Annotated in this window: 25 protein-coding genes and 1 tRNA gene; 10 read left to right on the top strand and 16 right to left on the bottom strand. The window is 57.2% G+C overall.

What is annotated here, in order from left to right:
- The 3 genes from V3572_RS15605 to V3572_RS15595 form a co-directional block, all read right to left on the bottom strand.
- Positions 1-328 (bottom strand): MqnA/MqnD/SBP family protein (locus V3572_RS15605; protein WP_332111944.1); only part of this gene is annotated, 328 nt, incomplete at its 3' end.
- Positions 325-1,047: a futalosine hydrolase gene (gene mqnB / locus V3572_RS15600; protein WP_332111942.1), complete on the bottom strand. Its 723-nt coding sequence runs from the start codon at positions 1,045-1,047 to the stop codon at positions 325-327. The genes V3572_RS15605 and mqnB, both read right to left, overlap by 4 nt.
- Positions 1,048-1,053: 6 nt before the next feature.
- The gene (locus V3572_RS15595) at positions 1,054-2,370 is read right to left on the bottom strand and encodes a nucleotide sugar dehydrogenase (RefSeq protein WP_332111941.1); all 1,317 of its coding nucleotides are present in this window, start codon (positions 2,368-2,370) and stop codon (positions 1,054-1,056) included.
- A 198-nt stretch (positions 2,371-2,568) separates the two neighbouring features.
- On the opposite strand from V3572_RS15595, the gene V3572_RS15590 reads away from it, so the two are divergent.
- Positions 2,569-2,766 carry a DUF2065 domain-containing protein gene (locus V3572_RS15590; RefSeq protein WP_332111940.1) on the top strand — a complete coding sequence of 66 codons (198 nt, stop codon included), beginning with the start codon at positions 2,569-2,571 and terminating at the stop codon, positions 2,764-2,766.
- Between the two features lie 13 nt (positions 2,767-2,779).
- On the opposite strand, the gene V3572_RS15585 is transcribed toward V3572_RS15590, so the two are convergent.
- From V3572_RS15585 to V3572_RS15540, 10 genes are all read right to left on the bottom strand, one after another.
- Entirely contained in the window at positions 2,780-3,553 is a 774-nt protein-coding gene (locus tag V3572_RS15585; RefSeq protein ID WP_332111939.1) for a FecR family protein, read from the bottom strand.
- A 22-nt stretch (positions 3,554-3,575) separates the two neighbouring features.
- Positions 3,576-3,899, bottom strand: coding sequence for a MerR family transcriptional regulator (locus tag V3572_RS15580; protein ID WP_332111946.1), 324 nt, complete (start codon positions 3,897-3,899; stop codon positions 3,576-3,578).
- Between the two features lie 85 nt (positions 3,900-3,984).
- Positions 3,985-6,396 carry a phenylalanine--tRNA ligase subunit beta gene (pheT, locus tag V3572_RS15575; RefSeq protein WP_332111938.1) on the bottom strand — a complete coding sequence of 804 codons (2,412 nt, stop codon included), beginning with the start codon at positions 6,394-6,396 and terminating at the stop codon, positions 3,985-3,987.
- Positions 6,397-6,503: 107 nt separating this feature from the next.
- Positions 6,504-6,797, bottom strand: a complete 294-nt coding sequence (locus tag V3572_RS15570) for a nucleotidyltransferase domain-containing protein (RefSeq protein WP_332111937.1) — start codon at positions 6,795-6,797, stop codon at positions 6,504-6,506.
- Between the two features lie 42 nt (positions 6,798-6,839).
- Positions 6,840-7,886 (bottom strand): phenylalanine--tRNA ligase subunit alpha, encoded by a 1,047-nt coding sequence (gene pheS / locus V3572_RS15565; RefSeq protein ID WP_332111936.1) that lies wholly within the window; start codon positions 7,884-7,886, stop codon positions 6,840-6,842.
- 2 nt (positions 7,887-7,888) lie between these two features.
- A complete protein-coding gene (gene rplT, locus V3572_RS15560) occupies positions 7,889-8,242 on the bottom strand; it encodes a 50S ribosomal protein L20 (protein WP_163301254.1) in 354 nt (117 codons plus the stop codon).
- Between the two features lie 282 nt (positions 8,243-8,524).
- Positions 8,525-8,722: a 50S ribosomal protein L35 gene (gene rpmI / locus V3572_RS15555; protein ID WP_163301255.1), complete on the bottom strand. Its 198-nt coding sequence runs from the start codon at positions 8,720-8,722 to the stop codon at positions 8,525-8,527.
- A 60-nt stretch (positions 8,723-8,782) separates the two neighbouring features.
- Positions 8,783-9,307 carry a translation initiation factor IF-3 gene (gene infC, locus V3572_RS15550; RefSeq protein WP_163301273.1) on the bottom strand — a complete coding sequence of 175 codons (525 nt, stop codon included), beginning with the start codon at positions 9,305-9,307 and terminating at the stop codon, positions 8,783-8,785.
- A complete protein-coding gene (gene thrS, locus V3572_RS15545; protein WP_332111935.1) occupies positions 9,288-11,231 on the bottom strand; it encodes a threonine--tRNA ligase in 1,944 nt (647 codons plus the stop codon). The genes infC and thrS overlap by 20 nt, the downstream gene beginning before the upstream one ends.
- 94 nt (positions 11,232-11,325) lie before the next feature.
- Positions 11,326-11,400: transfer RNA gene (locus V3572_RS15540), tRNA-Val, on the bottom strand.
- Positions 11,401-11,858: 458 nt separating this feature from the next.
- Here V3572_RS15540 and V3572_RS15535 point away from each other — a divergent pair.
- The 3 genes from V3572_RS15535 to V3572_RS15525 are packed head-to-tail and all read left to right on the top strand — an operon-like array spanning position 11,859 to position 15,551.
- Entirely contained in the window at positions 11,859-13,067 is a 1,209-nt protein-coding gene (locus tag V3572_RS15535; RefSeq protein ID WP_332111934.1) for an ABC-three component system protein, read from the top strand.
- Positions 13,054-13,563: an ABC-three component system middle component 4 gene (locus V3572_RS15530; RefSeq protein ID WP_332111933.1), complete on the top strand. Its 510-nt coding sequence runs from the start codon at positions 13,054-13,056 to the stop codon at positions 13,561-13,563. Before V3572_RS15535 ends, V3572_RS15530 begins: the two co-directional genes overlap by 14 nt.
- Before the next feature lie 2 nt (positions 13,564-13,565).
- Positions 13,566-15,551, top strand: a complete 1,986-nt coding sequence (locus tag V3572_RS15525; protein WP_332111932.1) for a hypothetical protein — start codon at positions 13,566-13,568, stop codon at positions 15,549-15,551.
- A gap of 147 nt (positions 15,552-15,698) precedes the next feature.
- On the opposite strand, the gene V3572_RS15520 is transcribed toward V3572_RS15525, so the two are convergent.
- The gene (locus V3572_RS15520; protein WP_332111931.1) at positions 15,699-15,980 is read right to left on the bottom strand and encodes an ArsR family transcriptional regulator; all 282 of its coding nucleotides are present in this window, start codon (positions 15,978-15,980) and stop codon (positions 15,699-15,701) included.
- A gap of 201 nt (positions 15,981-16,181) precedes the next feature.
- Between V3572_RS15520 and V3572_RS15515 the strand changes: the two genes are divergently transcribed.
- The 5 genes from V3572_RS15515 to V3572_RS15495 all read left to right on the top strand — a co-directional run bounded on the left by V3572_RS15515 (position 16,182) and on the right by V3572_RS15495 (position 21,244).
- Positions 16,182-16,439 (top strand): type II toxin-antitoxin system HicA family toxin, encoded by a 258-nt coding sequence (locus V3572_RS15515; RefSeq protein ID WP_332111930.1) that lies wholly within the window; start codon positions 16,182-16,184, stop codon positions 16,437-16,439.
- Positions 16,436-16,780 (top strand): type II toxin-antitoxin system HicB family antitoxin, encoded by a 345-nt coding sequence (locus V3572_RS15510; RefSeq protein WP_332111929.1) that lies wholly within the window; start codon positions 16,436-16,438, stop codon positions 16,778-16,780. The genes V3572_RS15515 and V3572_RS15510 overlap by 4 nt, the downstream gene beginning before the upstream one ends.
- Positions 16,781-16,927: 147 nt before the next feature.
- Entirely contained in the window at positions 16,928-17,761 is an 834-nt protein-coding gene (locus V3572_RS15505; RefSeq protein ID WP_442877393.1) for a cyclase family protein, read from the top strand.
- 341 nt (positions 17,762-18,102) lie between these two features.
- Positions 18,103-18,945: an alpha/beta fold hydrolase gene (locus V3572_RS15500; protein ID WP_332111927.1), complete on the top strand. Its 843-nt coding sequence runs from the start codon at positions 18,103-18,105 to the stop codon at positions 18,943-18,945.
- A gap of 268 nt (positions 18,946-19,213) precedes the next feature.
- Positions 19,214-21,244 carry a TIGR03768 family metallophosphoesterase gene (locus V3572_RS15495; protein WP_332111926.1) on the top strand — a complete coding sequence of 677 codons (2,031 nt, stop codon included), beginning with the start codon at positions 19,214-19,216 and terminating at the stop codon, positions 21,242-21,244.
- A gap of 173 nt (positions 21,245-21,417) precedes the next feature.
- Here V3572_RS15495 and V3572_RS15490 read toward each other — a convergent pair whose 3' ends face one another.
- Together V3572_RS15490 and V3572_RS15485 are read right to left on the bottom strand one after the other, a co-directional pair.
- Positions 21,418-21,735 carry an ArsR family transcriptional regulator gene (locus tag V3572_RS15490; RefSeq protein ID WP_332111924.1) on the bottom strand — a complete coding sequence of 106 codons (318 nt, stop codon included), beginning with the start codon at positions 21,733-21,735 and terminating at the stop codon, positions 21,418-21,420.
- Between the two features lie 92 nt (positions 21,736-21,827).
- Complete coding sequence (locus tag V3572_RS15485) at positions 21,828-22,016, bottom strand: hypothetical protein (protein ID WP_332111923.1); 189 nt, start codon at positions 22,014-22,016, stop codon at positions 21,828-21,830.
- Positions 22,017-22,181: 165 nt separating this feature from the next.
- Here V3572_RS15485 and V3572_RS15480 point away from each other — a divergent pair, with 165 nt between their 5' ends.
- Entirely contained in the window at positions 22,182-22,655 is a 474-nt protein-coding gene (locus V3572_RS15480) for a chemotaxis protein CheW (protein WP_332111922.1), read from the top strand.
- Positions 22,656-22,764 lie beyond the last annotated feature (109 nt).

The following is a 22,764-nucleotide window of genomic DNA, read 5'->3' as shown; positions in this document are numbered from 1 at the left end:
GCCGAGGGCGGCACGCTCTTTCTGGACGAGATATCCGAATTGCCTCCCGCCATGCGGCCCCGGCGGGCACGGCCAGCTTGGGCCCCACCCCCAGGCCGAAGGCCGCCCCCGAGGGCAGGATGCGGCAGGACTGGCCAAGGGCCAGCCCCACGGCGGCCGAAACCTTGATGATGTCGAACCGGCCCGCCAGGGCGGCCTCGTTTAAGTTCTCCACGTCCCAGAAAACAAAGTCCGCCCGGGGGGCGTCGGGCACAAGCCCCAGTATCCAGGCTCCGAAAATGGCCATGTCGTTGGGGCAGGGAGAGACGGCCACGCAAAGGCGCTTCATGGGGCACTCCCCAGGAGCCGGGCCAGGGCCGGTCGCAGCCCGGCCAGGGCCCCTTTGAGATCCCAGTGTCCGGAGCGGCGGCTGCCCACCAGATTGGAGACGGTGCGGATCTGCAAAAAAGGCGTTTCGGCCAGACGGCAGGCCAGGGCGGCGGCGAATCCCTCCATGTTCTCCAGCAGGGCCCCGTGACGGGCATGCAGCAGGGCCGCTCGCTCCATGGTTCCGGTCACCCCGGCCACGGTCAGGGAGGCGGCCCGGCCGAAGGCGGCGGGAAGGGCCAGCCCCATGGCCGCAGCCGCCGCGTCGGGGTCGGCGCCCAGGGTCTCGTGAACCGGGCCGTCGGGGCAGATGGCCATGGGCAGGCCGATGCCCCGGGGGGCCACGCCGTCCGCCCCCGCCAGGCCGTATTCGGGCCACGTCTCCCGGATGACGCACAACGTCGCGCCCATGGGGGCCGCCTCCAGGTCGAAGCTTCCGGCCACGCCAAGCTGGACCACCCCGGAAATCTTCGGGCGTCGGGCCAGGGCCCGGCCCAGGACGGCCGCCGTAGCCACGGGGCCCACGCCGGTGCAGACCGCCAGCACCTCGCGGCCGGAAAGCGTCAGCGGGCTTTTGGGAAAGACCTCATGCGCCGCCGCGCCCTGGTCCGGGATGCCGGTCCCGGCGGGCAGGACGGCGTGCAGTTCGGTCCTGGTGGCGCAGGCCAGAAGAAGGGTCATGCGGGTCTACAGTCTCCAGTGCCACAGGCCCGCGTCGCGCACGGCCTGACGGTCAAGCGCCCCGCGCACGTCCAGGACGATGCCCTGGCCCTCGTCCCGAAACCAGGAGCGCAGGTCCAGGGGGCTTATGTCCTGCACATAGGCGGCGTGGGGCACGGCCAGGATCAGGGCGTCCAGGTCGCGAAAGGCCGACAGGGGCTCAAGGGTCAGGCCGTATTCGTGCATGGCCTCTTCGGGGGAGGCCAGGGGGTCGTGGACCAGCACCCGCACCTGGTAGTCGGCAAGCTCGCGCACGATGTCCACCACCTTGGTGTTGCGCAGATCCGGCACGTTCTCCTTGAAGGTCAGACCCAGGACGCCCACCCGGGCCCCGCGCACCCGGTGTCCGGCCCGGATCAGGCGCTTGACGGCCGTGTCGGCCACATGCTTGCCCATGCTGTCGTTGATGTGCCGTCCGGCCAGGATGACCTGGGGGTTGTAGCCCGTGCCCTGGGCCTTGAAGGTCAGGTAATAGGGATCGACGCCGATGCAGTGGCCGCCCACCAGCCCCGGACGAAAGGGCAGGAAGTTCCACTTGGTTCCGGCGGCCTCCAGCACCTCCAGGGTGTCGATGCCCATGCGCTCGAAAATGAGCGAGAGTTCGTTCATCAGCGCGATGTTGAGGTCGCGCTGGGTGTTCTCGATGACCTTGGCCGCCTCGGCCACCTTGATGCTCGAGGCCTCGTGGACTCCGGCGGTGATGATGGTTCCGTAGAGCCGGGCCAGGAGTTTCCGGGTGGGCTCGTCCTGGCCGGACACCACCTTGACGATGCGTTCCAGGGTGTGGACCTTGTCCCCGGGATTGATGCGCTCGGGGGAATAGCCCACGGTGAAGTCCCGGCCGCAGACAAGCCCGGAATGCTCCTCCATAAGCGGCACGCAGATGTCCTCGGTGAGCCCGGGATAGACCGTGGACTCGTAGACCACCACGCTGCCGGGGCTCATGTTTTTGCCCACGGTGATCGAGGCCCCGGTGACCGGGCGCAGGTCGGGATTGCGGTTGGCGTCGATGGGGGTGGGCACGGCCACGATGATCACCCCGCAGGCGGCCAGGGCGGCGGGGTCGGTGGTGTAGTCGACCTCGACCTCGGTCAGCCGGGCGGGATCGACCTCGCCGGTGCTGTCGGCCCCGGAGCGCAGTTCGTTGACCCGGCCGGGGCTGATGTCGAAGCCGACCACCCGGAAATGCCGGGACAGGGCCACCGCCAGGGGCAGCCCCACATAACCCAGGCCAACCACGGCCACGGCGCTTTTTTGGGAGACCAAATCGTCAAAATCGATCACGGCGAAACCTTCTTGTAAATATTGAGGAGGACCAGGGAACAGCCCGCAGGCGGGGAAAGGCGGCATCATGTCCTGATGCGTCGGTTCGTCCCTCCACAGGGAGGGATTCGCCCCCGGCAGGAAGGGTCTTTAGCGAACTTCGGGCCAGGCTTCAAGGCGGCGGTTTACAACCCGTCGCGGCCGCCGCATACTGGGCATATGGAATTCGACTGGAAAACCTTCCTCACCGCCCTTGGCCTGGCCTTCGTCCTGGAGGGCCTGCCCTATTTTCTGGCGGCCGAGAGGATGCCCACGGTGCTGCGCTTTTTGTCCGAGCGTCCCGCGCCGGAGTTGCGTCGGCTGGGCCTGACCGCCATCCTGGCCGGCCTTCTCGTTGTGACGCTTGTGCGCTGGTGAGGCTGACGCCGTGTTACTGCCCGCCGCCGAGAAGGCTGGAGCCCGGCCTGGGGTCGAAGGGGGCGGGCGAGAGGGGGATCTCGGCGAAGACCTTTTTTTCGGCCTCGGTCAGGGTGCGGGTGACGGTGGGTTTTTTGGGGACGAGCGAGGCGGCGGCGTCCTCTTTTTTCAGGCTGACGGGCTTGCTTAAGTGGGTGACCACCACTTCGGTCTTTGACTTGGACTGCCGCAGGGCGTGCAGTTCGGTTTCCACGATGCGTTCGGGTTTCCCGTCCGTGATTTCTTCCCGGACCTGGATCAGGTGGTCGGTGGTGGTGCCGCGGATGCCGATGCTGGCCAGGGGGGATTCGATGTGCAGGCGATCCGGGTCATGGGCCACGATTTTCCCCGTGGCGTAGCGGAAAAGCCCCTTGGCCATGTGGATTCCCTGGCGGAAATTGTCGCGATCCGTGGTGTCGTAGGCGAACTCCGCAATGCGGACCTCGCTGTCCGGGCCGATCTCCAAAACCGAATCGTCGGCGAAGACCACCTTGCCCTTGTCCGCCGGGCCGGTGGCGAGGGTGTCGGATACGAATACGGGGGCGTCCTTGGCCAGGGTGCGCGGATCGCCGCCGTCTTGTCTGGCGCTGACCACCCCGCGCAGGTCCGCCAAGACGCCCGCCGGGGCGTGGGAATCCGCCACATCGCCCGCCGGGGAGGCGGCGTTTTCGGCGGCCGGAGCCAGGGCGGAAAGGGCCGAAAAACACAGCAGGCAGACCGTTGCCGACATCAAAAGGTACCGATTCATGGCCTGTGTCCTCGCGTAGGCGTCAGGGATGGTCGCGGGCGCTGCCGCTTCTGGCCAAAAGACTGCGAATGTCGCTTAATTCCGCATGGATAACGCGCAGCAGCTCGGCCGCATCGCCTTTTTCCTCAAGTTTTTTTCGCGCGCCCTCAATGGTCAACCCGTCCTCGTGGAGCAGGGTTCTGATACGGGCGATGAGCCGCACATGCTCGTCGGTGTAGAGCCGTTGCCCTTTCGGGGTGCGGATGGGGGAAAGACCGGGGAACTCGCTTTCCCAAAAGCGCAGGACAAAGGGCTTGACGCCGCACAGCCGGGCCGCCTCGCCGATTTTATAGGTTTTCGGGTCCATGACCGGACTGATGTGCGCCAAGTCGTGTCCCACGGTCAAGCCCCCATGTCCGAGGCGATACGGGTCCGGGCGCGGCCCGGGGGCGTCAGGAGAAGCGCACGGGGAGGACCGTGGCCAGATGTCTGGTCAGGGCCTCGCGTTCCTTGTCCACGTCCTTGTCCTTGAGGGTGCGTTCGTCGTGGCGGTAGGTCAGGCGGAAGGTCAGGTTGCGCTCGGCGCCGCCCTCGGGGACGAACAGGTCGGCCAAAAACACGTCGCGCAGAAGCGGCGTTTTTTTTGCGGCGAGGGCCTCCAGGACGGCTCTGACGGACAGCTCGGCCGGGGCGATGACCGTGATGTCGCGGCGCACAGGCGGATAGACGGGCAGCGGCCTGAAGGCGATCCTGGTCTTGGCGGACAACTCGGCCAGAAGGTCCAGGGAGACCTCGGCCAGCCACAGCTCGCGCCGGGCGTGGAAGGCGTCGGCCACCTCGGGCGTCACCCGGCCGATGTAGCCGAAGTCGCGTCCGGCCAGGGTCAGCTCCACGCGCGGCGACAGCCAGGGGCTTTCCCCGGCGGCCAGGGCATAGTCGGCCCCGGGAAGCTGGAAGGCGGCCAGAAGATTTTCCACCAGCCCCTTGATGTCTTCGTAGCCGGACGTCTCGGCCGGGAAGGGCCAGCCCTCGGGGTGGCGGCTGCCGTGCAGGGCCAGCCCCAGGCGGCCATGTTCGACGCAGCCGGTTTCGGAGGCCGCGGCGGCGTGGAAGACCTTGGCCACCTCGAAAAGGCGCAGATCGGCGTTGCCCCGGGAGATGTTGATGCGCACGCTCTGCAAAAGCCCCGGCGCAAGCTCCGGGCGCATGACGTTTTGGTCCTCGGACAGGGGGTTGGCCACGGACACCCGGCAGGCCGTATCCAGGCACAATTGGTCCAGGTCGGCGTGGCCCACGAAGCTGTAGTTGACGGCCTCGTTGAGGCCCGCGCCCACGCCCCAGGCCCGCACCCGGTTCCAGAAGGAATGGGCGGACTCGGCCGCCGTGGCCGTGTCCAGGCTGCGGGCGATGGCGGGCAGTACCGGCTCGATGCGGTCCATGCCGTAGACGCGGCCCACCTCTTCGATGAGATCCACCTCGCGTTCAAGGTCCAGGCGGTGGGACGGCGGCAGCACCGCCAGTCCATCGCCGGACTCCGCGCCCAGGACGCAGCCCAGGGCGGCCAGGGTGTCGCGGCAGAAGGCGTCCGTCAGGGGCACGCCCAGAAGTTTTTCGGCCCGGGCCTTGCGGAAGGCCAGCTGGGGGGCGGCGAAGGGCCGGGGCTCGGCCAGGGCCGTGCCCGCGAGCACCTGTCCCCCGGCGGTCTGCTGGATGAGCGACACGGCCCGGTCAAGGGCGTAGGCCGAGCCCACCTGATCCACGCCGCGCTCGAAGCGGTAGGAGGCCTCGCTTGGGATGCCCAGGCGGCGGGCGGTCTTGCGGATGGTGGCCGGGTTGAACACGGCGCACTCCAAAAAGACCTCGGTGCTTTTCGCGGTCATCTCGGAGTTTTCGCCGCCCATGACCCCGGCCAGCCCCACGGGCTTCTCGGCGTCCCAGATGAGCAGGTCGCGGCAGGTCAGGGTGCGCTTCTGGCCGTCCAGGGTGGTGAACGTCATGCCGTCTGCGGCCGGGGCCACCCGGACCACGTTTCCGGCCAGGATGTCCCGGTCGAAGGCGTGCATGGGCTGCCCAAGCTCGAAGAGCACATAGTTGGTCACGTCCACCACGTTGCTGATGGGCCGCTGGCCCACGGCCAAAAGCCGGTAGCGCAGCCAGTCCGGGCTTTTGCCCACGCTGAGATTTTTGATGCGCCTGCCCCGGTAGACCGGGCACAAGGCCGGGTCCGCGATCTCGAGGCGCACCTCCCGGGCCGCATCCTCGGCGGTAGGGGCCGTCTCCGAGAAGGCGACGGCGGGCAGGGTCAGGGGCAGCCCGAAGGCCATGGCCGTCTCCCGGGCCAGGCCCAGGACGCTTAGGCAGTCGGCCCTATTGGGGGTGATGGACACGTCGAGCACGCAGGTGTCCAGGCCAAGGGCCTCGGCCAGGGGCGTGCCCGGGGCGGGGTCGCCGGAAAGGACCATGATGCCGGAGCTTTCCTCGGAAAGGCCCAGTTCGGATTCGGAACAGATCATACCGTGCGAGGACTGGCCGCGAATCTTGCTTTTTTTGATCTCCATGCCGTTTGGCAGCACCGCGCCCACGGTGGCCACGGGCACGCACTGTCCGGCGGCCACGTTGGGCGCGCCGCACACAATGGAAAGCGCCTCGGGGCCGCCCACGTCCACGGAGCACAGCGACAGCTTGTCCGCGTCGGGATGGGGGGCCCGGGTCAGCACCTTGCCCGTCACCACGCCGGAGAGCCCGGCAAAGGGGTTGTGGATGTCCTCGACCTCAAGGCCGAGCATGGTCAGGCGGTCGGCCAGGGTCTGGGGGGGGCCGTCGTAGGGGGTGAACTCGCGCAGCCAGGCAAGACTCAAAAGCATGTCGTTTCTCCACCAAGGGTCGAAGGATGCCGGGGACAGGCCGAAGGGCCGGAAGTCTTAGGGCCTGTTCCTGTCGGACGGATATTTCGTGCAGGAGTCCCGCGCCGTCATGTCAGCCTCACGGCGTTTTGCCGGGCCAGCCGGACAAAGGGCTCGGTCGCGTTGCCCGGGGCCTTGGCGGTGACGATGTCCAGTTTCTGGTTCCCTATGCGGTCTAAAATGGCCCGGCGGATGGCCCGGCGCACCGTGCGGTCCATGCGCCCGGAATAAATGAGCAGGTCGATGTCCCCACCCCTTTTGGCGTCGTCCACCCGCGATCCGAACAGGTAGACTTCAGCCGCCGGATCGTAGGCGGCCACCACGCTGACAATGGCTTGTTTTTCCTCGTCGGAAAGGCGCATGGGCCACCGCCGTATTCCCCGGGTCGCCGCCGGGATTCGACGTTACGCGAACTGGCGCAAAAACCGGATGTCGTTTTCAAAAAACATGCGCAGGTCGCCGATGCCGTACTTGAGCATGGCCACCCGCTCCACGCCCATGCCGAAGGCGAAGCCGGTATAGAGCTCGGGATCGTAGCCGACGCTGGCGAAGACGTTGGGATCGACCATGCCGCAACCAAGGATCTCCACCCAGCCCGTGCCCTTGCACACCCGGCAGGCAGCCTCTCCGGCCGTGCCCGTTCCGCCGCACAGGACGCAGGAGATGTCCACCTCGGCGCTGGGTTCGGTGAAGGGGAAAAAGCTCGGCCGGAAACGCACCTTGGTCCCGGGGCCGAAGATGGCGCGCACGAAATGGGTCAGGGTGCCGCGCAGGTCGGCCATGGACACGTCGTGGTCCACGTACAGTCCCTCGATCTGATGGAACATGGGGGTGTGCGTGAGATCCGAGTCCCGGCGGTAGACCTTGCCCGGGGCCACCACGGCCACGGGGGGCTTTTGGGACAGCATGGTGCGCACCTGCAGCGGCGAGGTGTGGGTGCGCAGGACGATGGAGTCGGAGATGTACAGGGTGTCCTGCATGTCCCGGGCGGGGTGCTCCGGGGGCATGTTCAGGGCCTCGAAGTTGTAATAGTCGGTCTCGATCTCGGGACCGGACACGATGTCGTAGCCCAGGCGCTCGAAGACCCGGCAGATGTCGGCGGTTACGAGGTTTACGGGATGGCGGCTCCCGGCGAAGGGAGTCCGGCCCGGCAGGCTGGGGTCGAAGGCCGCAAGCCTGGCCACGCTTTCGGCCCGGGCCAGTTCGGCCAGCCGCGCGTCATGGCGCTCGGTGAGCGTCTGCTTGGCGCGGTTGGCGGCCTGCCCGGCCTCGCGGCGCTCGTCGGCGGAAAGCGACGGCAAAAGGGCCATGGCCTGGGCCAGACGCCCCTTGCGTCCGAGAAAGGCCACCCGGGCATCTTCCAGGGCCTCGAACGTCGAAGCCTGGTCGAGGAGCGACACGCACTCCCCGACCAGGCTTTCCAGTTCGGAAAGAAGGGTCGGCGCCGACACGCCTAGACCGCCTGGGCTTTGGCCAGCTCCACCAGTTTGCCGAAGCTGTCCTTTTCACGCACGGCCAGATCGGCCAGAACCTTGCGGTCCAGTTCCACGCCGGCCAGGGCCAGACCGCGAATGAACACGCTGTAGGACATGCCGTGTTCCCGGGCGGCGGCGTTGATGCGCATGATCCACAGCTTGCGGAACTCGCGCTTTTTGGTCTTGCGGTCGCGGTAGGCGTAGGCCAGGGAGCGTTCGACGGTTTCCCGTGCGGTTTCGTACAGCTTGCTGCGCGCGCCGACGTAGCCCTTGGCCAACTTCAAATATTTTTTATGCCGCTTATGGGCGGCCTGGCCTCTTTTTACTCTCATGACGTCATCTCCTTGGACGGACGGCTACGCGGCCATCCGTGTATGGTGTCGAAGCGCGGGCGGTTGACCGCACCGGGACGGCAAACGCGCTTCTTTTCGTGGCGAGGGTCTTTGGGGGAGCGCCCGGGACCACTCGATGGACTTTTGACCTCGGCGCACCAGGCGCGCCTTCCAGCCTTGTCTTACCAGCCTTGCCTCCCCGCGTTTCCGGCGGGGCCATGACCTGGACCGCACCCATTCCCCATGGCGCTCACCCGGGGTAGACGCGGGCCAATGCCGACGCTAGGCGTAGGGCAGAAGCTTTTTGACGGCCTTGATGTTGGCCGAATCGACCAGGGTTCCCTGGCCCAGGCGGCGGGTGCGCTTGGCGTTTTTCTTGGTCAGAATGTGACGCAGGTTCTGACGGCGCCGTTTGAACTTGCCGCTTCCGGTCACGCTGAAACGCTTGGCGGCGCTTCTATTGGTCTTCATCTTGGGCATTTGCGGACTCCTTTATGGATTCCCGGGCCATGCAGGCGACCGGGGGATCACTTCCGGGGATCACTTCTTCGGTTGCGGGGCCAGAAGCATGGTCATGGTGCGGCCCTCGGACTTGGGCTCCTGCTCCGTCTTGGCCAGTTCGCCCAGATCGACCACGATCCGGTTCAAAATGGTCAGCCCCCGGTCCTTGTGCACAATCTCGCGGCCTCGGAAAAACACGGTGACCTTGCAGCGGTCCCCGGCCTCGAGAAACCGCCGGATATGCTTGAGCTTGGTCAGATAGTCATGTTCATCCGTCTTCGGGCGGACCTTGATTTCCTTGAGCTGGATGACGGTCTGCTTTTTCCGGGCTTCCTGCTGCTTTTTTTGCTGCTGATACTTGAACTTCCCGAAATCCATGATGCGGCAGACCGGAGGTTCGGCGCCAGACGCCACCTCGACCAGATCAAGCCCCTTTTCCTGGGCGATGCGGAGGGCCTCGGAAGTGGGAATGATGCCCAATTGTTGACCGTCATCCGCAATGACCCGCACTTCGCGGGCGCGAATCCTGTGGTTGCACCGGGGTTCACTGGGAGCAGAATTTATAGCTCATACCTCCACGCTTAAACGGTTCCTGGCAGTCGGCCAGGATCAAGAAAATCACTTCGTCAAGCGGTTTGAGCCCCAGGTTTTCCCCGGAGCGCAGCCGGACGTTGACCCCGCCGAGTTCCTTTTCCTTGTCCCCTATCACCAACATGTAGGGGATCTTTTCCATCTGGGCCTCGCGTACCTTGAAGCCCAGCTTTTCATTGCGATCATCCAGCTCGACCCGGATTCCGGCCTCGCGCAGCCGGTCCATGACTTGGCCCGCAAATTCGTCCTGGGCCTCGGTGACCGTGAGCACCCGGGCCTGCACCGGCGTCAGCCACGTGGGCAGCGCCCCGGCCGTGTGCTCGATCAAAACGCCCAAGAAACGCTCCACCGCGCCAAGAATCACCCGATGCAGCATCACCGGCCGCTTCCGGGCTCCATCCGAGTCCGTGTAAACCAGATCGAAGCGTTCCGGCAAGGTGAAATCGCACTGGATGGTGGCGCATTGCCACCGGCGCTCTAAGGCATCCTTGAGCTTGATGTCAATCTTGGGGCCGTAAAACGCCCCGTCGCCGGCGTTGATCTCGTAGGGCAGCCCCAGGGCGTCCAGGGCCTCGGTCAGGGCCGAGGTGGCCCGGTCCCAGTCCTCGTCGCTGCCGATGGATTTTTCCGGCCGGGTGGACAGCTCCACCTCGAAATCGAATCCGAAAAGGCCCACCATGTCCTGCACGAAACGCACGACGCCGGTGATCTCCTCCAAAAGCTGGTCCGGACGGCACAGGATGTGGGCGTCGTCCTGGGTGAACTGGCGCACCCGCAAAAGCCCGTGCAACACGCCGGACTTCTCGTGGCGATGCACCACGCCGAGTTCGAAGTAGCGCAGCGGCAGGTCGCGATAGCTGCGGATGCGGGATTTGTAGATGAGCATGTGGGCCAGGCAGTTCATGGGCTTGATGCCGTAGACCTGCTCGTCGATGGCCGTGAAATACATGTTCTCGCGATAGTTTTCGTAGTGCCCGGAACGCTCCCACAACTCGCGCTTTAAGATCTGCGGGCCGCGCACGATGTGGTAGCCGCGCCGCAGGTGCTCCCGGCGCTCGAAATCCTCCAGGATGGTGCGGATCAGCTCGCCCTTGGGATGCCAGATGGCCATGCCCGGCCCGGCCTCGTCGGAGAAGCTGAACAGGTCGAGCTGGGTTCCGATGCGCCGATGGTCGCGCTTTTTGGCCTCCTCCAGGTGATGGAGGTAGGTCTTTAAGTCCTTTTCCGAGGCGAACGCCGTGCCGTAGATGCGTTGCAGCATGGGCCGCTTTTCGTCGCCGCGCCAGTAGGCCCCGGCCACGGACAAAAGCTTGAAGGCCTTGAGGTGTCCCGAGGACGGGATGTGCGGGCCGCGGCACAGGTCGGTGAAGGCGCCGTTGGTATATAAGGACACGGTGTCGCCCTTGGCGATCTCGTCCAAAATCTCGATCTTGTAGTCCTCGCCCGCATCCGCAAAAAAGGTCCGGGCCTCGTCGCGGGGCAACTCGCGGCGCGAAAAGGGGGTGTCGGCGGCCACGGCGCGGTGCATCTCGGCCTCGATGGCCTCCAGGTCTTCCGGCGTGAACGGGCGCTCGAAGGCGAAATCGTAGTAGAAGCCGTTCTCGATGGCCGGGCCGATGGTGACCTTGACCGAGGGGAAGAGCTTTTTCACGGCCTCGGCCATGATGTGGGCGGCGGAGTGGCGGATGACCTCCAGGCCCTCGGGGGCGTCGGCGGACACGGGTTCGAGCTCGCGACAGTCGGCAGGGATGGGGGTGGTCAGATCGATAAGGGTCTGGCCGCACCGGCACAAGAGGGTGTTTTTGACACGCTTTCCGGAAAGGGCCTTGGCCAAGACCTGGCCACAGGCTTCGCCCTGTCCGGCTTCCACTGTTTTGTCCTCGACACGGACCTGCACGGCGCTATCTCCCCAGGGCGGTTGGAACCCGCCCGCGCGTCATCTCCGACGCTCAATACAAAGAAGGGGAGGCCAGGGCCTCCCCGGGATTACATGGTAGGACCGAGGAGATTTGAACTCCTGACTTCTTGCGTGTCAAGCAAGCGCTCTCCCCCTGAGCTACGGTCCTAAGCCAAACGGGAAGGGGTTTCTTGCCCCAAAGGCGGGGGGAAGTCAAGATTGGCCCGGCGGGAAAGAGGAAATTTTTTGAGGGAGGGTGGGTTGGCGCAGGGAAGTCCGGATTTGGGCTGGGGAGGTCGAGGGGTTTTTACTCAGGGGAGGAGAGAAAATAACGTTGGGGAGGATGGGAAAATGAGAATAGTTAATAACTTCATGTTGTTAAGTATGAATATCAAGGGGTTACGAAGGTCACGTCATGCATCAACCCTACCTTTATGATTCAATAATCCGCGCTTATTGCTGATTGAAACTTGCGCCTATCGGAAAATTAATTCATAATTTATAAACCGTTGACATTTCTAGCTAACAAGCTTGAAATATTGGAGATTATTCTTTATTTAAAATATAGCTAGCACACAGATGTAACTTCGACATAGCCCTTTCACTAAAACCGGCTGAGGACTGAGTATGATAAAATTTATCTCAAAAGCAAGTTCGAAAAAACTTATTTTATTCATCCACGGATTTACGGGAGGGGAAGATTCGTGGGTAAATAATGACAGCAAACATTTCGGGGAACTGCTTAGTTCCGAAGAAAATGTAGATAAATATAGTGTTGCTGAATTTGTTTATCATACAAAAATTTCCGACAATACTGTCCCCAAAAGTATTTTTAGACGATTATGGTCACACGGAAGCGACCCAATAAAAAAGACTGTTAAAATTAACGAGATATCTGAACTTTTAAAAACAGAGATTCTTGTGACTTTACGCGAATATAATGAGATAATTATTATCGCACACAGCATGGGGGGATTAGTCACAAAATCGTATATTCTTAAATGTCTTGAGGAACAACTTAATCACAAGTGCGTTTTATTTATATCATTAGCTGTACCTCACAAAGGTTCAGAAATTGCAACACTTGGAAATTTATTTTCCAGTAACGAGCAGATTTCCGACCTTCGTCCTCTTAGTGAATACATCAATGACGCCAACAAACAGTGGGAAGAGTGCAAACAAGAATTACTACCTCAACTAGTTTATATTTATGGAATACATGACTCAGTAGTACCGAAAGTAAGTGCCGCACCATCCCAACCGTGGCACGCCGTAGACCACGATCATTTAAGCATATCAAAGCCAAAAGACATTGACGACTTAATCGTAATTGTAGTTTTGGCAACAATAGCAAAAAATATAACTGAATTAAAATTAAAAAAGACATTTTTACTTCAACAACTTGACGATCCATCAAAATATGATCGTGAAGATTTTGTAATCAAAATGATCATTGCAGACTTGTACAGTGCAACAATTTCAAATGCTAAAACTCTTTTTTACAATACAGATATCGCTCAGCGGACCCTCAAAGATGACGACATTTCGATGCAAGCATTAGAAGATTTATATGTCAAAATTCAAGTTATATACAACGATGTATATGCTCTGTTTTGCGGTGGGAAAATAAATGACTCAAACGAACTTCTGAGCACTGTTTACAACAAAATATGCGAAGAAAACATAACGCCATTACGCGCGATTGCTGACAACATCAGTCAACATCACAAGAAAGGGATGATTCACCATTTAGCCAACGATAAATCACAAAATATCTGGTGGTCATTGCGGACTAATTATGAAGAGCTGGAAGGAATAAGAAATGCTAAACCATAACCTTCCTTTTGCAAATTTAAATAATGATTTTTATACTTATGCACTGAGAATTCTGATTTTGTTAAAACATTTAGACAAGACCGCAAAATCAAACAAGCCTATACTGACACTTAGGCGGTTATTTTTGTATGACTATTTACTCAATCGCCCTTTCTTGTTAAGAATCTTACTTAAAAAAAATGGATTAGGGGAATTAAATATTTTAGCATATGAAAAAACTGACATTCGAACCCCGAATCTGCAATATATCATTGAAAATCAGCGACTTGAAATTGTATTAAACGCACTCACATCAGCTGAGATAGCTAGCATCGCTTTTTCCAACGAACTTGGGTTAGTGTTTTTACATACTGATCGTGGCGGGGATATTTTGCAACTAATTGACACAAAATTTTTTGCTAGACTTGAAAATCACGCACAATCAATGAAACCACTTCAAACCAAGAAAGAATCATTTTTGGCATTAGAAATCAATAAAATCCATCAGGAATATTAAAGATGCAAAAACATCTACTAATCCTCACAAAACTTAGAATCATCGGATCAAGGAAAAATTACGATGTTAATTTCAGCACTGGTCTAAACATAATTCTTGGAGATTCTGACACTGGGAAGTCTAGCATTTTAGAGCTCATAAACTATTGTTTTGGGGCGTCTTCAATTAATCTTTGTGACGAACTAGAAGCAACAGGTAAGTTTTGTCTCTTAGAGCTTAGACTTGGCAGCGACATATTTACAATCAAAAGAGATTTGCTTAACAATAAGTTGTGGATAAGTATTTATAATTGTACCATCGACTCAATTACCACAAACCATACCCCTTACCTGCTGTCCACTTCCGTCCAAAAGATAGCTCCTGACGGATTGCTCTCTGATTTCATGCTTTCGAGACTCGATCTACCCATAATTAATATCAAACAAGCACCTACAAAAGATGATTCTACCATGGCGAGGTTAAGCTTTCGAGACATTTTCAAATATTTGTACCTGGATCAAGATGACATTGGCAGCAAAGGTCTCCTCGATCAGAAAAATTTTGTTATTGCTTTGAAAAATCGACAAGTTTTCAAGTACATATTTGATTTTCTTGACGAAGAGATATCTGAATTACAAGGAAATATAGCCGAAACAACCACTGCCAGAAACGCTTTTTCGCAACGCCTAAGAATTATAACTGAATTTCTCGCTGAAGCCAATTTTGAAAATAGCAAGCAAATCACCTCCGGTATGTCTATACTGCAAGAAAAACTTGAGGCTTCACAATCTGCAATTGATGATATTTCAAAAAAAATGCACTCAAACACAGAAGCAGTTTCTGATGCGCGAAAAACTTTATTTACACTGAGAAATACAGAAAATTCTTTAAGAATGTTGTTACAAAACACGCAAAAAAATATTGAACGTTATGTTAGGCTAAAGAATGATTATTTTCAAGATTTAGATAAATTAGTCACTGCAAAAAAATTAGTTCAAGCAATTCCTGACCTCACAGCCCCAACGAAATGTCCTATTTGTAGCAATATATTGAGCAAGCCAATACTTGAAAGCTATTTTCACAATCATGACGTCGAAATAATTTCTTTTGAAACTAAATCCTTAAAGCAAAAAATACGTGAGATTTCAAGCATTTTGGACTCTGAGCGACTTAAACAGCAAGACTTTGAAGTCCAACTGGAAACTCATAAACAGTCGATACGTGAGATTAGTGTTTTTTTTGACGAACAAACAAAAAATATGATTTCTCCTTATATTGAGGAAAGAGATGCACTAATAAGTCTTACAGCTAAAATTCAAGAAGAAATTAGGCACAAAAACGATTTTCTTAAAATATCAAATAAAAAAACGATGATCATTGATCAAATTGAAACATGCAATGCCTCACTAGCTTCTCTCCAAAAGAAACTAGAAGAACTTATCAGCAAAGCTCCCTCCGAAGAAGAAATCCTTGGAACCCTCTCCAATTATTTGCGTCGTTATCTTGATTTTATTTCTATTTCAAATAGAACAGGAATTCACATTAGTAGCAAAACATACCTACCGATTATTCGTGGACGTGATTATGTCAATTTAACCTCCGGAGGCCTCCGTACAATTGTGTCAGTGGGATATTTTCTATCAATCTTCAACTACTCTTTGGATAAAAATGTTTCTATTCCTTCATTTTTAATGCTCGACTCTATAGGGAAATATCTGAGCAAAACAACTAAACGAAAATATATGGACGAAACAGACGCCCGAGAAGACAAAAAAGAGAATATTAGCGATCCCAAAAAATATGAACATATGTATAAATATTTGCTTGCTTTGATTGACATCGCAACAAGGAATGGCAAAGAATCACAAATCATCATCGTTGACAATGATTTACCATTAACTATTGAGTCTGAACTTTCAGACCATATCATTATCGAATTTCATCCTGACTCTGATGGTAGCCATCCTGTTGGACTTATTGACGATGCGCCTCCAATCGATTATTCTTAACAAAGCTAGTGTGCGTCCATATTTTATTGCTTCGTGAATTGTCCTTCGTCAACTGTATCAAACTCCAGTAAATAATTAAAAAAACCCTCGTCACCCTTCTTCTCAGGACGGCGTGTGCCTATCTGCACAATATTCCAAAAAAAAGAGCTACCTAAATCTTCTCCAACACAATCTTCCCCTCTTACTCACCGAAAACCGAAACTCGTCGCCTCCGCTGAATCCGTAATTCTTCAGCAGAGTTGCCCCCAGGTGCAGGACCGTCTTTTTGATTTTCGGGGGACCGCTCACGCCCAGGCTTTCCATGCCCGTGATCTTGTAAAACTTCTTGTCCAGCATCACCAGCCGCGCCAGAGAGCATTTCACCTTCGGCATCTTGACGCCGAGGGCATCCATGATCCGCTGGGCGGATTTTTCTTCGACTTGGCCCACGGCCGACGATATTTCGGATTCTATGGAGAGACTCCGTCCTGGTCAATATCGCCAGCACGAATCCATCGTTCCTTTTTGGATTCCGGTCTGCGCCCCAGGCGCAGCCATCTTTGCAACCGCCAAAACCCTGATCACTCCCCGCCATCCATCCGCACGATCTTGAAAACTTGACTTCGCATCATAGAATGATATCATAAAAACATGAACAATCGGCTTCGCAGGACACTTGAAGCCATCCGCGCCAAGCCCGAGCGGGGCGATATCGCATGGTCCGCCGTGGAGGCGCTGTTGCTCGCGCTTGGTTGCCGAAAACTTGAAGGCGACGGGTCGCGCGTCCGCTTCGTCTCGGCGGACGGGGCCATCCTGCGCATTCACCGGCCACACCCCAGGCCGGTTCTGGACAAAGGCGCGGTCAAGTCCGTGCGCCGATTCCTCAGCGAAATGGAGATCGAACAATGAACGCGTTTCAGTACAAAGGCTATCTTGGGAAGTTTGAATTCGAGTCTGGCGATGACGCTTTTCATGGGGAAATTTCCGGAATACGCGACGTGATTCACTTCACCGGCCGTTCCGTTGACGAGTTGCGCCAGGCCTTTCAGGAGGCGGTGGATGATTATCTGGCCACCTGTGCGGAGATCGGCAAGCCCCCCGAAAAACCCTATTCCGGTCGTTTCATGGTTCGGGTTTCGCCTGAAATTCACCGTCTGGCGGAATCCGCCGCCAAAGTGACGGGAAAAAGCCTGAACGCCTTTGCCGCCGAGACCCTGGAACGGGCCGCGAGGGAGGCGATCCAGGCGTAATATGGCGCATGTGCCGTCTGTTTGCTGTCGAATATCGGTTTCGTCCCTATCGCCATCGCCAAGCTTTCATTTCTCCCCGTACTCCGCTACGCACGGACATCCCTGACGCATCGCCGTCCTGTCCCTTCACCACGCAGAGGAAAAACCATGTCCGCAAAAACGGTCCTGTCCTCCCTCATGGTCTGGATGATCCTGCTGGCTGCGGCGAACTGCTGCATAGCGGCGGACGACCTGACGCTGGCCGACGCCTGGAGGGTCATCGCCAGCAAACGGTTCGTGGACCTGACGCATGCCTTCGCGCCCGGGATTCCGCATTGGCAGGGTTTTCCCGACGAGACGCGCCAGACCGTCTACGGGTATGAACCGGGCCAGGGGACCATGGGCAGCGGGTTTTATGCGCAGACTTTCACGCATGTGGGGCAGTGGGGCACCCATGTCGACCCCCCGGCGCATTTCGTGCCGGGGCTTCGCACGGTGGATCAGATCGACGTCAAGGAGATGATCCTGCCGCTGGTGGTCCTCGACGTGCACGAGGCGGCGGCGAAAAACCCCGACTACACCGTGACCATGGACGACGTCCGGGCCTGGGAGACGCGCCACGGCCAGATCCCCCGGGGGGCGTTCGTGGCCCTGCGCACGGACTGGTCCACCCGCTGGCCGGACATGGCCGCCATGCAGAACAAGGACGCGGGCGGCATCTCCCACACGCCCGGCTGGAGCCTGGAGGTGCTGCGGTATCTCTATGAGGAGCGCGGCGTCACGGCGTCCGGCCACGAGACGACGGACACGGACCCGGGCGCGGCGACATCGCGCAATGACTATTCCCTGGAGGCCTACATTCTGGGCCGCAATCGCTATCAGATCGAGCTTCTGGCGCACCTGGACGAGGTCCCGGAATCCGGCGCGCTGGTCGTGGCGGCCTTCCCCAAGCCGAAGGAGGGATCGGGCTTCCCGGCCCGGGTGTTCGCCATCCTGCCGTGAAGGCCTGTCGCCGGGTTGCCCAATTCGCTGACGTGAAGAACGAGGCTTCTCATCGCACAGATTTTGGGGGCGAGGGAAGCCGGTCCTGGGGAAGGGCCGGGGCGGGGAAACGACAACTCCCGATTCATCCATGGACGCCGCCGTTCGATATCACGAGGCCAAGAAAACCAGAGCCGAACAGTGACCCCCTTGTCAACGCCCTTGCACATGCGCGTAATCTTTTGTTACTTGACCACAGAACGTGAGCAGAGAAGTCACCACTCTTAACGCGCCAGGATTTCCCAGTGAGGCGGACCAGGATTTCCCAGAATATCAATTGTCTCTCCAGGAATGAGGATACTATGATCCATCGTTTCAGACTCACAGGAGCCACCATCTGCGTTTCGTGTCTGCTGATGATACTTTTTGGGATCAGCGCTTCTGTCTCTTGGGCCAAGGACATCGTCCCCGTTGGTGAAAAGGTAGCGGTAGATGCCAAAGGCCACGACATTTACCAGATTAACGCCAACGGGATCAGAATCGGGTACAAGTTGGTCGGTTCCGGTGAACCACTGCTGTTGCTTACTGGGCTCGGCGGCACGATGGAGAGCTGGGTGCCTGAATTAATCGAAGAGGCGTCGAAAAAGTATCAATTGATCATCATGGACAACCGGGGAATGGGATATTCTACGGATAATGGCCAAAAATTCACGTATCGTCTTTTCGCTCAAGATGTGATTGGCTTGTTGGATGCACTTGGAGTCCAAAAAACAAACGTACTTGGGTATTCTCAATCGAGCGTGACCACACAAAATTTGCTTCTTTACTCTCCTGATCGCATCAACAAGGCTATCATCCACGCCACTTCAACCGATGGAAAAGACGTTGCCGCTGTTTTTAAGCACATAGCTTTGCCTGATAATCCTACGATAAAAAAACAAATTCAGGCTGCCATGGGCTGGAAGACCCCTTTGAAAAAGATGGCGCTGATCAAGAATCAGGTCATGTTGCTGGTAGGTACGGCGGATACTGTCGTGGGCACGAAGAGCTCAAAGATTTTGGCGAGTCTGATCCCTGGCGCCTGGTTGGTTCAGTTCAAAGGTGGAACGCACCATTTGCAATTTGAAGCACCCGCCGCCTTCACCCGGATCGTCTTGACCTTCTTGGCTATGGACGAAACGGTTCCTGCCAAGCAAAATCCATAGGGTAGGGAAGAGTGAATGGTGTGGGAAAGGGCGACAACCGAAGAGGCCCCCACCATCCGAGAACAAATAGAGCCCCCGGTGTTACCCGGGAGGCTGTCTGTTCAATAACCGTTGCTTAGGAAACGTCTCTCGAGTTTAAAAGAGTTACTTGTCATCGCTACGTAAGCACCGCCAATGTCTTGTGATATAATAAGGATAAATGTCTCTGTTCATGTGTCCTGGTCGTTTAAGAGTGACCGCATCCAATGATCGGTCGAAAGAGGAAGTCATGGCAAACGGGGATTCAAAAAGGCCTGGCGGTATTTTGCCAAGCGACGACTTGAATATGGTCAAGCCCATCACCCGGCGGAAGTTCATGAAATATTCCGTTGGAATGGCCGCAGCGCTCTATCTGGGCAGATCGATTTCAGGCTCTGCTGGGGCCGCTGTCAACGGTCAGGCTCCAACCTACCCGATTGATTCCACGGTCCTTACGACAAAAGACCGGGTGCTGGTATTCCCCGCCATCTCGCCGGGGCTCACGGCGTCCCAGCTCCCGCAGATATCCCGGTACAGTACGTACGGCTACGGCAACGCTACGTTTGGCCCTGGGCTCGAGAACGTGCAGCGGACCGATATCATGCCGAGCGGATACAGCAATGCTTCACCGCAAAGGCTACGCCAACTCTCAAGTTTCTTTTCCTTCACCGATGTTCATATTACCGACAAGGAATCCCCGAACCAGCTCATCTCTACGCAGCAGGTTGATCCTTTTTGTTATACAAATTCTTCAATATATTCTCCGGTTATGATGTGTACGACCCAGGTTCTCGATGCCGCCATCCAAACGATAAACGCGCTTCACAAGACAACGCCGTTCGATTTCGGCATATGCTTGGGAGATGTAAGCAATACTTCGCAACACAATGAGTTGAGATGGTATATTGACGTCATAGACGGCCAGGTCATTACACCCTGCTCCGGCGACCTGCGAGGGAACCTGACCATTGACTACCAAAAGACGTTCCAGGCCGCCGGACTCGACCCATCCATCCCCTGGTATCAGACTCTTGGCAACCATGATCATTTCTGGATAGGTACCCTCCCGGTCGACGCCGATAGCACCCTCGGCCTTCGGCAATCGTATATCACCGGTAACGTCATGGCTTCCGGATTGTTAGCCCCTGTCGATGCAGGGGCGCTGTTCCCATGCATGTACGATGTCTCGGCCAGCCTGAAAGAGCGGTCGGATTACATGGGCGTGCTCGACGGGGCAACCGCTGACGGCGCAATTGTCAAGGCTGGGCCCATTGGACAGTATTCTTCGCCTCCGACTGTCACGGCGGACAGTGCTCGCTACGCGGTGACGAAGACTCAATGGATGCAGGAATTTTTTCATACAGCCACAACGCCAATCGGCCACGGCTTCAATCTGGTTGACCCTTCGAGAATTGAAAAGGGTTTTGCCTGTTATAGTTTTGTCCCGAAATCCGATATTCCGCTCAAGATTATCGTGCTGGATAATACCCAGTCGGATACCGACGGCTCCCACGATTTCCACGCACATGGATTCCTTGACGCCGAACGTTGGGGCTGGCTTCAGGAGGAGCTTGCTGCTGGCCAGACGGCCAACCAGTTAATGATCATCGCCGCCCACATACCGATCGGTGTTTCCCCCATCGGTTCCGATATGGAATGGTGGGAGTCTGACAAAGACCCGAACGCCACGGAACACAATGCCGTCTCTTTGAACGGGTTAGTGAACGAACTCTGGAGCACTCCGAATCTTCTCATGTGGATATCGGGGCATCGCCATTTTAATACAATCAAAGCATTTCCATCACCCAATCCCAACACCCCTCAAAATGGCTTTTGGCAAGTCGAAACCTCTTCTCTAAGGGATTTCCCCCAACAGTTTCGAACATTCACGATACACCTGAACACAGACTATACCGTGTCCATCGTTGCAACCAACGTAGATCCGGCGGTGGCTGATGGAACGCCGGCCGCAACATCACGTTATTACTCCATTGCAACGGAACAAATACTGCAGAATAACTTGACTCCTAATACGCCGAATCTTGCCAACTACAATGGTATTGCTCTCGAGACAATGGACCCTAGTCGAGCGCAGAATGGCGCTTTGGATCTGACTATCAAATGGCCCCTGGTGACTGGATATGGGCCGTTTCCATCCTTACAAAGCGGCTTGTATGGTTCTCCTGTTACTAAAACAAATTCGTACCCGTCGAGCAATGCAGAGCTTTTCAAGCAGTTGAGTCCGACAATGATCGACGTTCTGAAGAAAAGGTTTCCCTAGGGGAGACATTACGGGTTCCCTTGGGTTGCTTCTCTTGACACCCTGACTGGATATGGTGGCAAGCCGGTAGGGTGCTGGGAGAAGGTCGCCAATTTGAAGGAAATGACCCACGCCAACCAACTTCCCAGGACGAAGTAGGCCTCTTTTCGCAATATGCTCATAAAAGTTGGTGACTAAACCTTCTCCAACACGATCTTCCCGGCCTCGGGCGCCGAAACCCGGAACGCATCCCCTTCGCTGAAACCGTAATTTTTCAGGAGAGTCGCCCCCAGGTGCAGCCCGGTCTTTTTGAACACCGGAGAGCCGCTCACGGCCCGTCCATCCATGCCCGCGATCTTGTAGAATTTTTCATCCAGCATCATCAGCCGCGCCAGATACGTCTTCAGCATGGGCTTTTTGACGCCCAGGGCGTCCATGATCTGCTGGGCGGATTTTCCTTCAGTGATGAGGGCACGAAGCTTCACGGCGTCGAAGTTCGATTCACGGGGCATGGGGCATCTCCTTATTTCTTTCTGAAATCATTGAGGTCATGTGCCGAGCAATAGTCATTTCCACGGGATTTGCCAAGAGATCAATCCGGGACTTATGCGCCGCATCCAATGCAGTTGTTGCGCGGGCTGAGCCGAGGCCATTTTGATTCGCGGGGGATGAATGCGCCTTTTGGGTTGGTTTGCGTGTGATCATGCTCGGAGCAGCAGTCAGCCGCCAGCGAGGAAATCAACTGCATCGTCGAGCGGGTGTCCGCCATTTCGAGCGAAACCGTCCAGGCCATGGGCCAGGCCTCCCAGGCCGTGTCCGAACTTGCCAAGCAACGCCAGGTGTTGCAGAGTCTGATCATCGACATGAAATCCGTCGGCGAGGAATCCTTAGCCCCGAAAACCCGGGCGATTGGCGGGTCGAGGCCACTCGCTCTGTCCCGGAGAGAAGGAGACGGCGTATGAGCGCAGAGCTGGGGCTTAAGCAGGACAACGAGTTGCTGCAACTGGTGACGTTCGCCATCTCGGAAGAGGAATTCGGCATCGATATCCTGCGGGTGCAGGAGATCATCCGGATCATGCCCATCACCAAGGTTCCGAACTCGCCGCCGTCCGTGGACGGGGTGATCAATCTGCGCGGCAAGGTGATCCCGGTCATCGATCTGCGCAGGCGCTTCGGCATGGGCGCCAAGGAACACGACAACTCCACCAGGATCATCGTGATCGAGATCCACGGCATGATCGTCGGCTTCGTGGTGGATGGCGTGTCAGAGGTGCTTCGGATTCAGTCGAGCACAGTGGAGCCGCCGCCTCCCGTGGTAGCGGGCGTGGAGTCGGAATACATCAAGGGCGTGGGCAAGCTCGACGACAGGCTGCTGATCCTGCTCGACATCGACAAGCTGCTCACCAGCGAGGAAATCCGTCACGCGCATTGATCCGCGTCTGGCCGTTCGCATGAAGGGGCTGCCCTCCGTTGGAGGCGGCCCTTTTTGGCGCATCCACATGCCCTCACGGCTTGGCCCGACACGAAAACGCCCCCGGGGG

Source organism: Desulfolutivibrio sp. (assembly GCF_036584575.1).
Taxonomy (GTDB): Bacteria; Desulfobacterota; Desulfovibrionia; order Desulfovibrionales; family Desulfovibrionaceae; genus Desulfolutivibrio.
The sequence above is the reverse complement of the archived record's forward strand: the minus strand, read 5'-3'. Positions and strand labels throughout refer to the sequence as shown.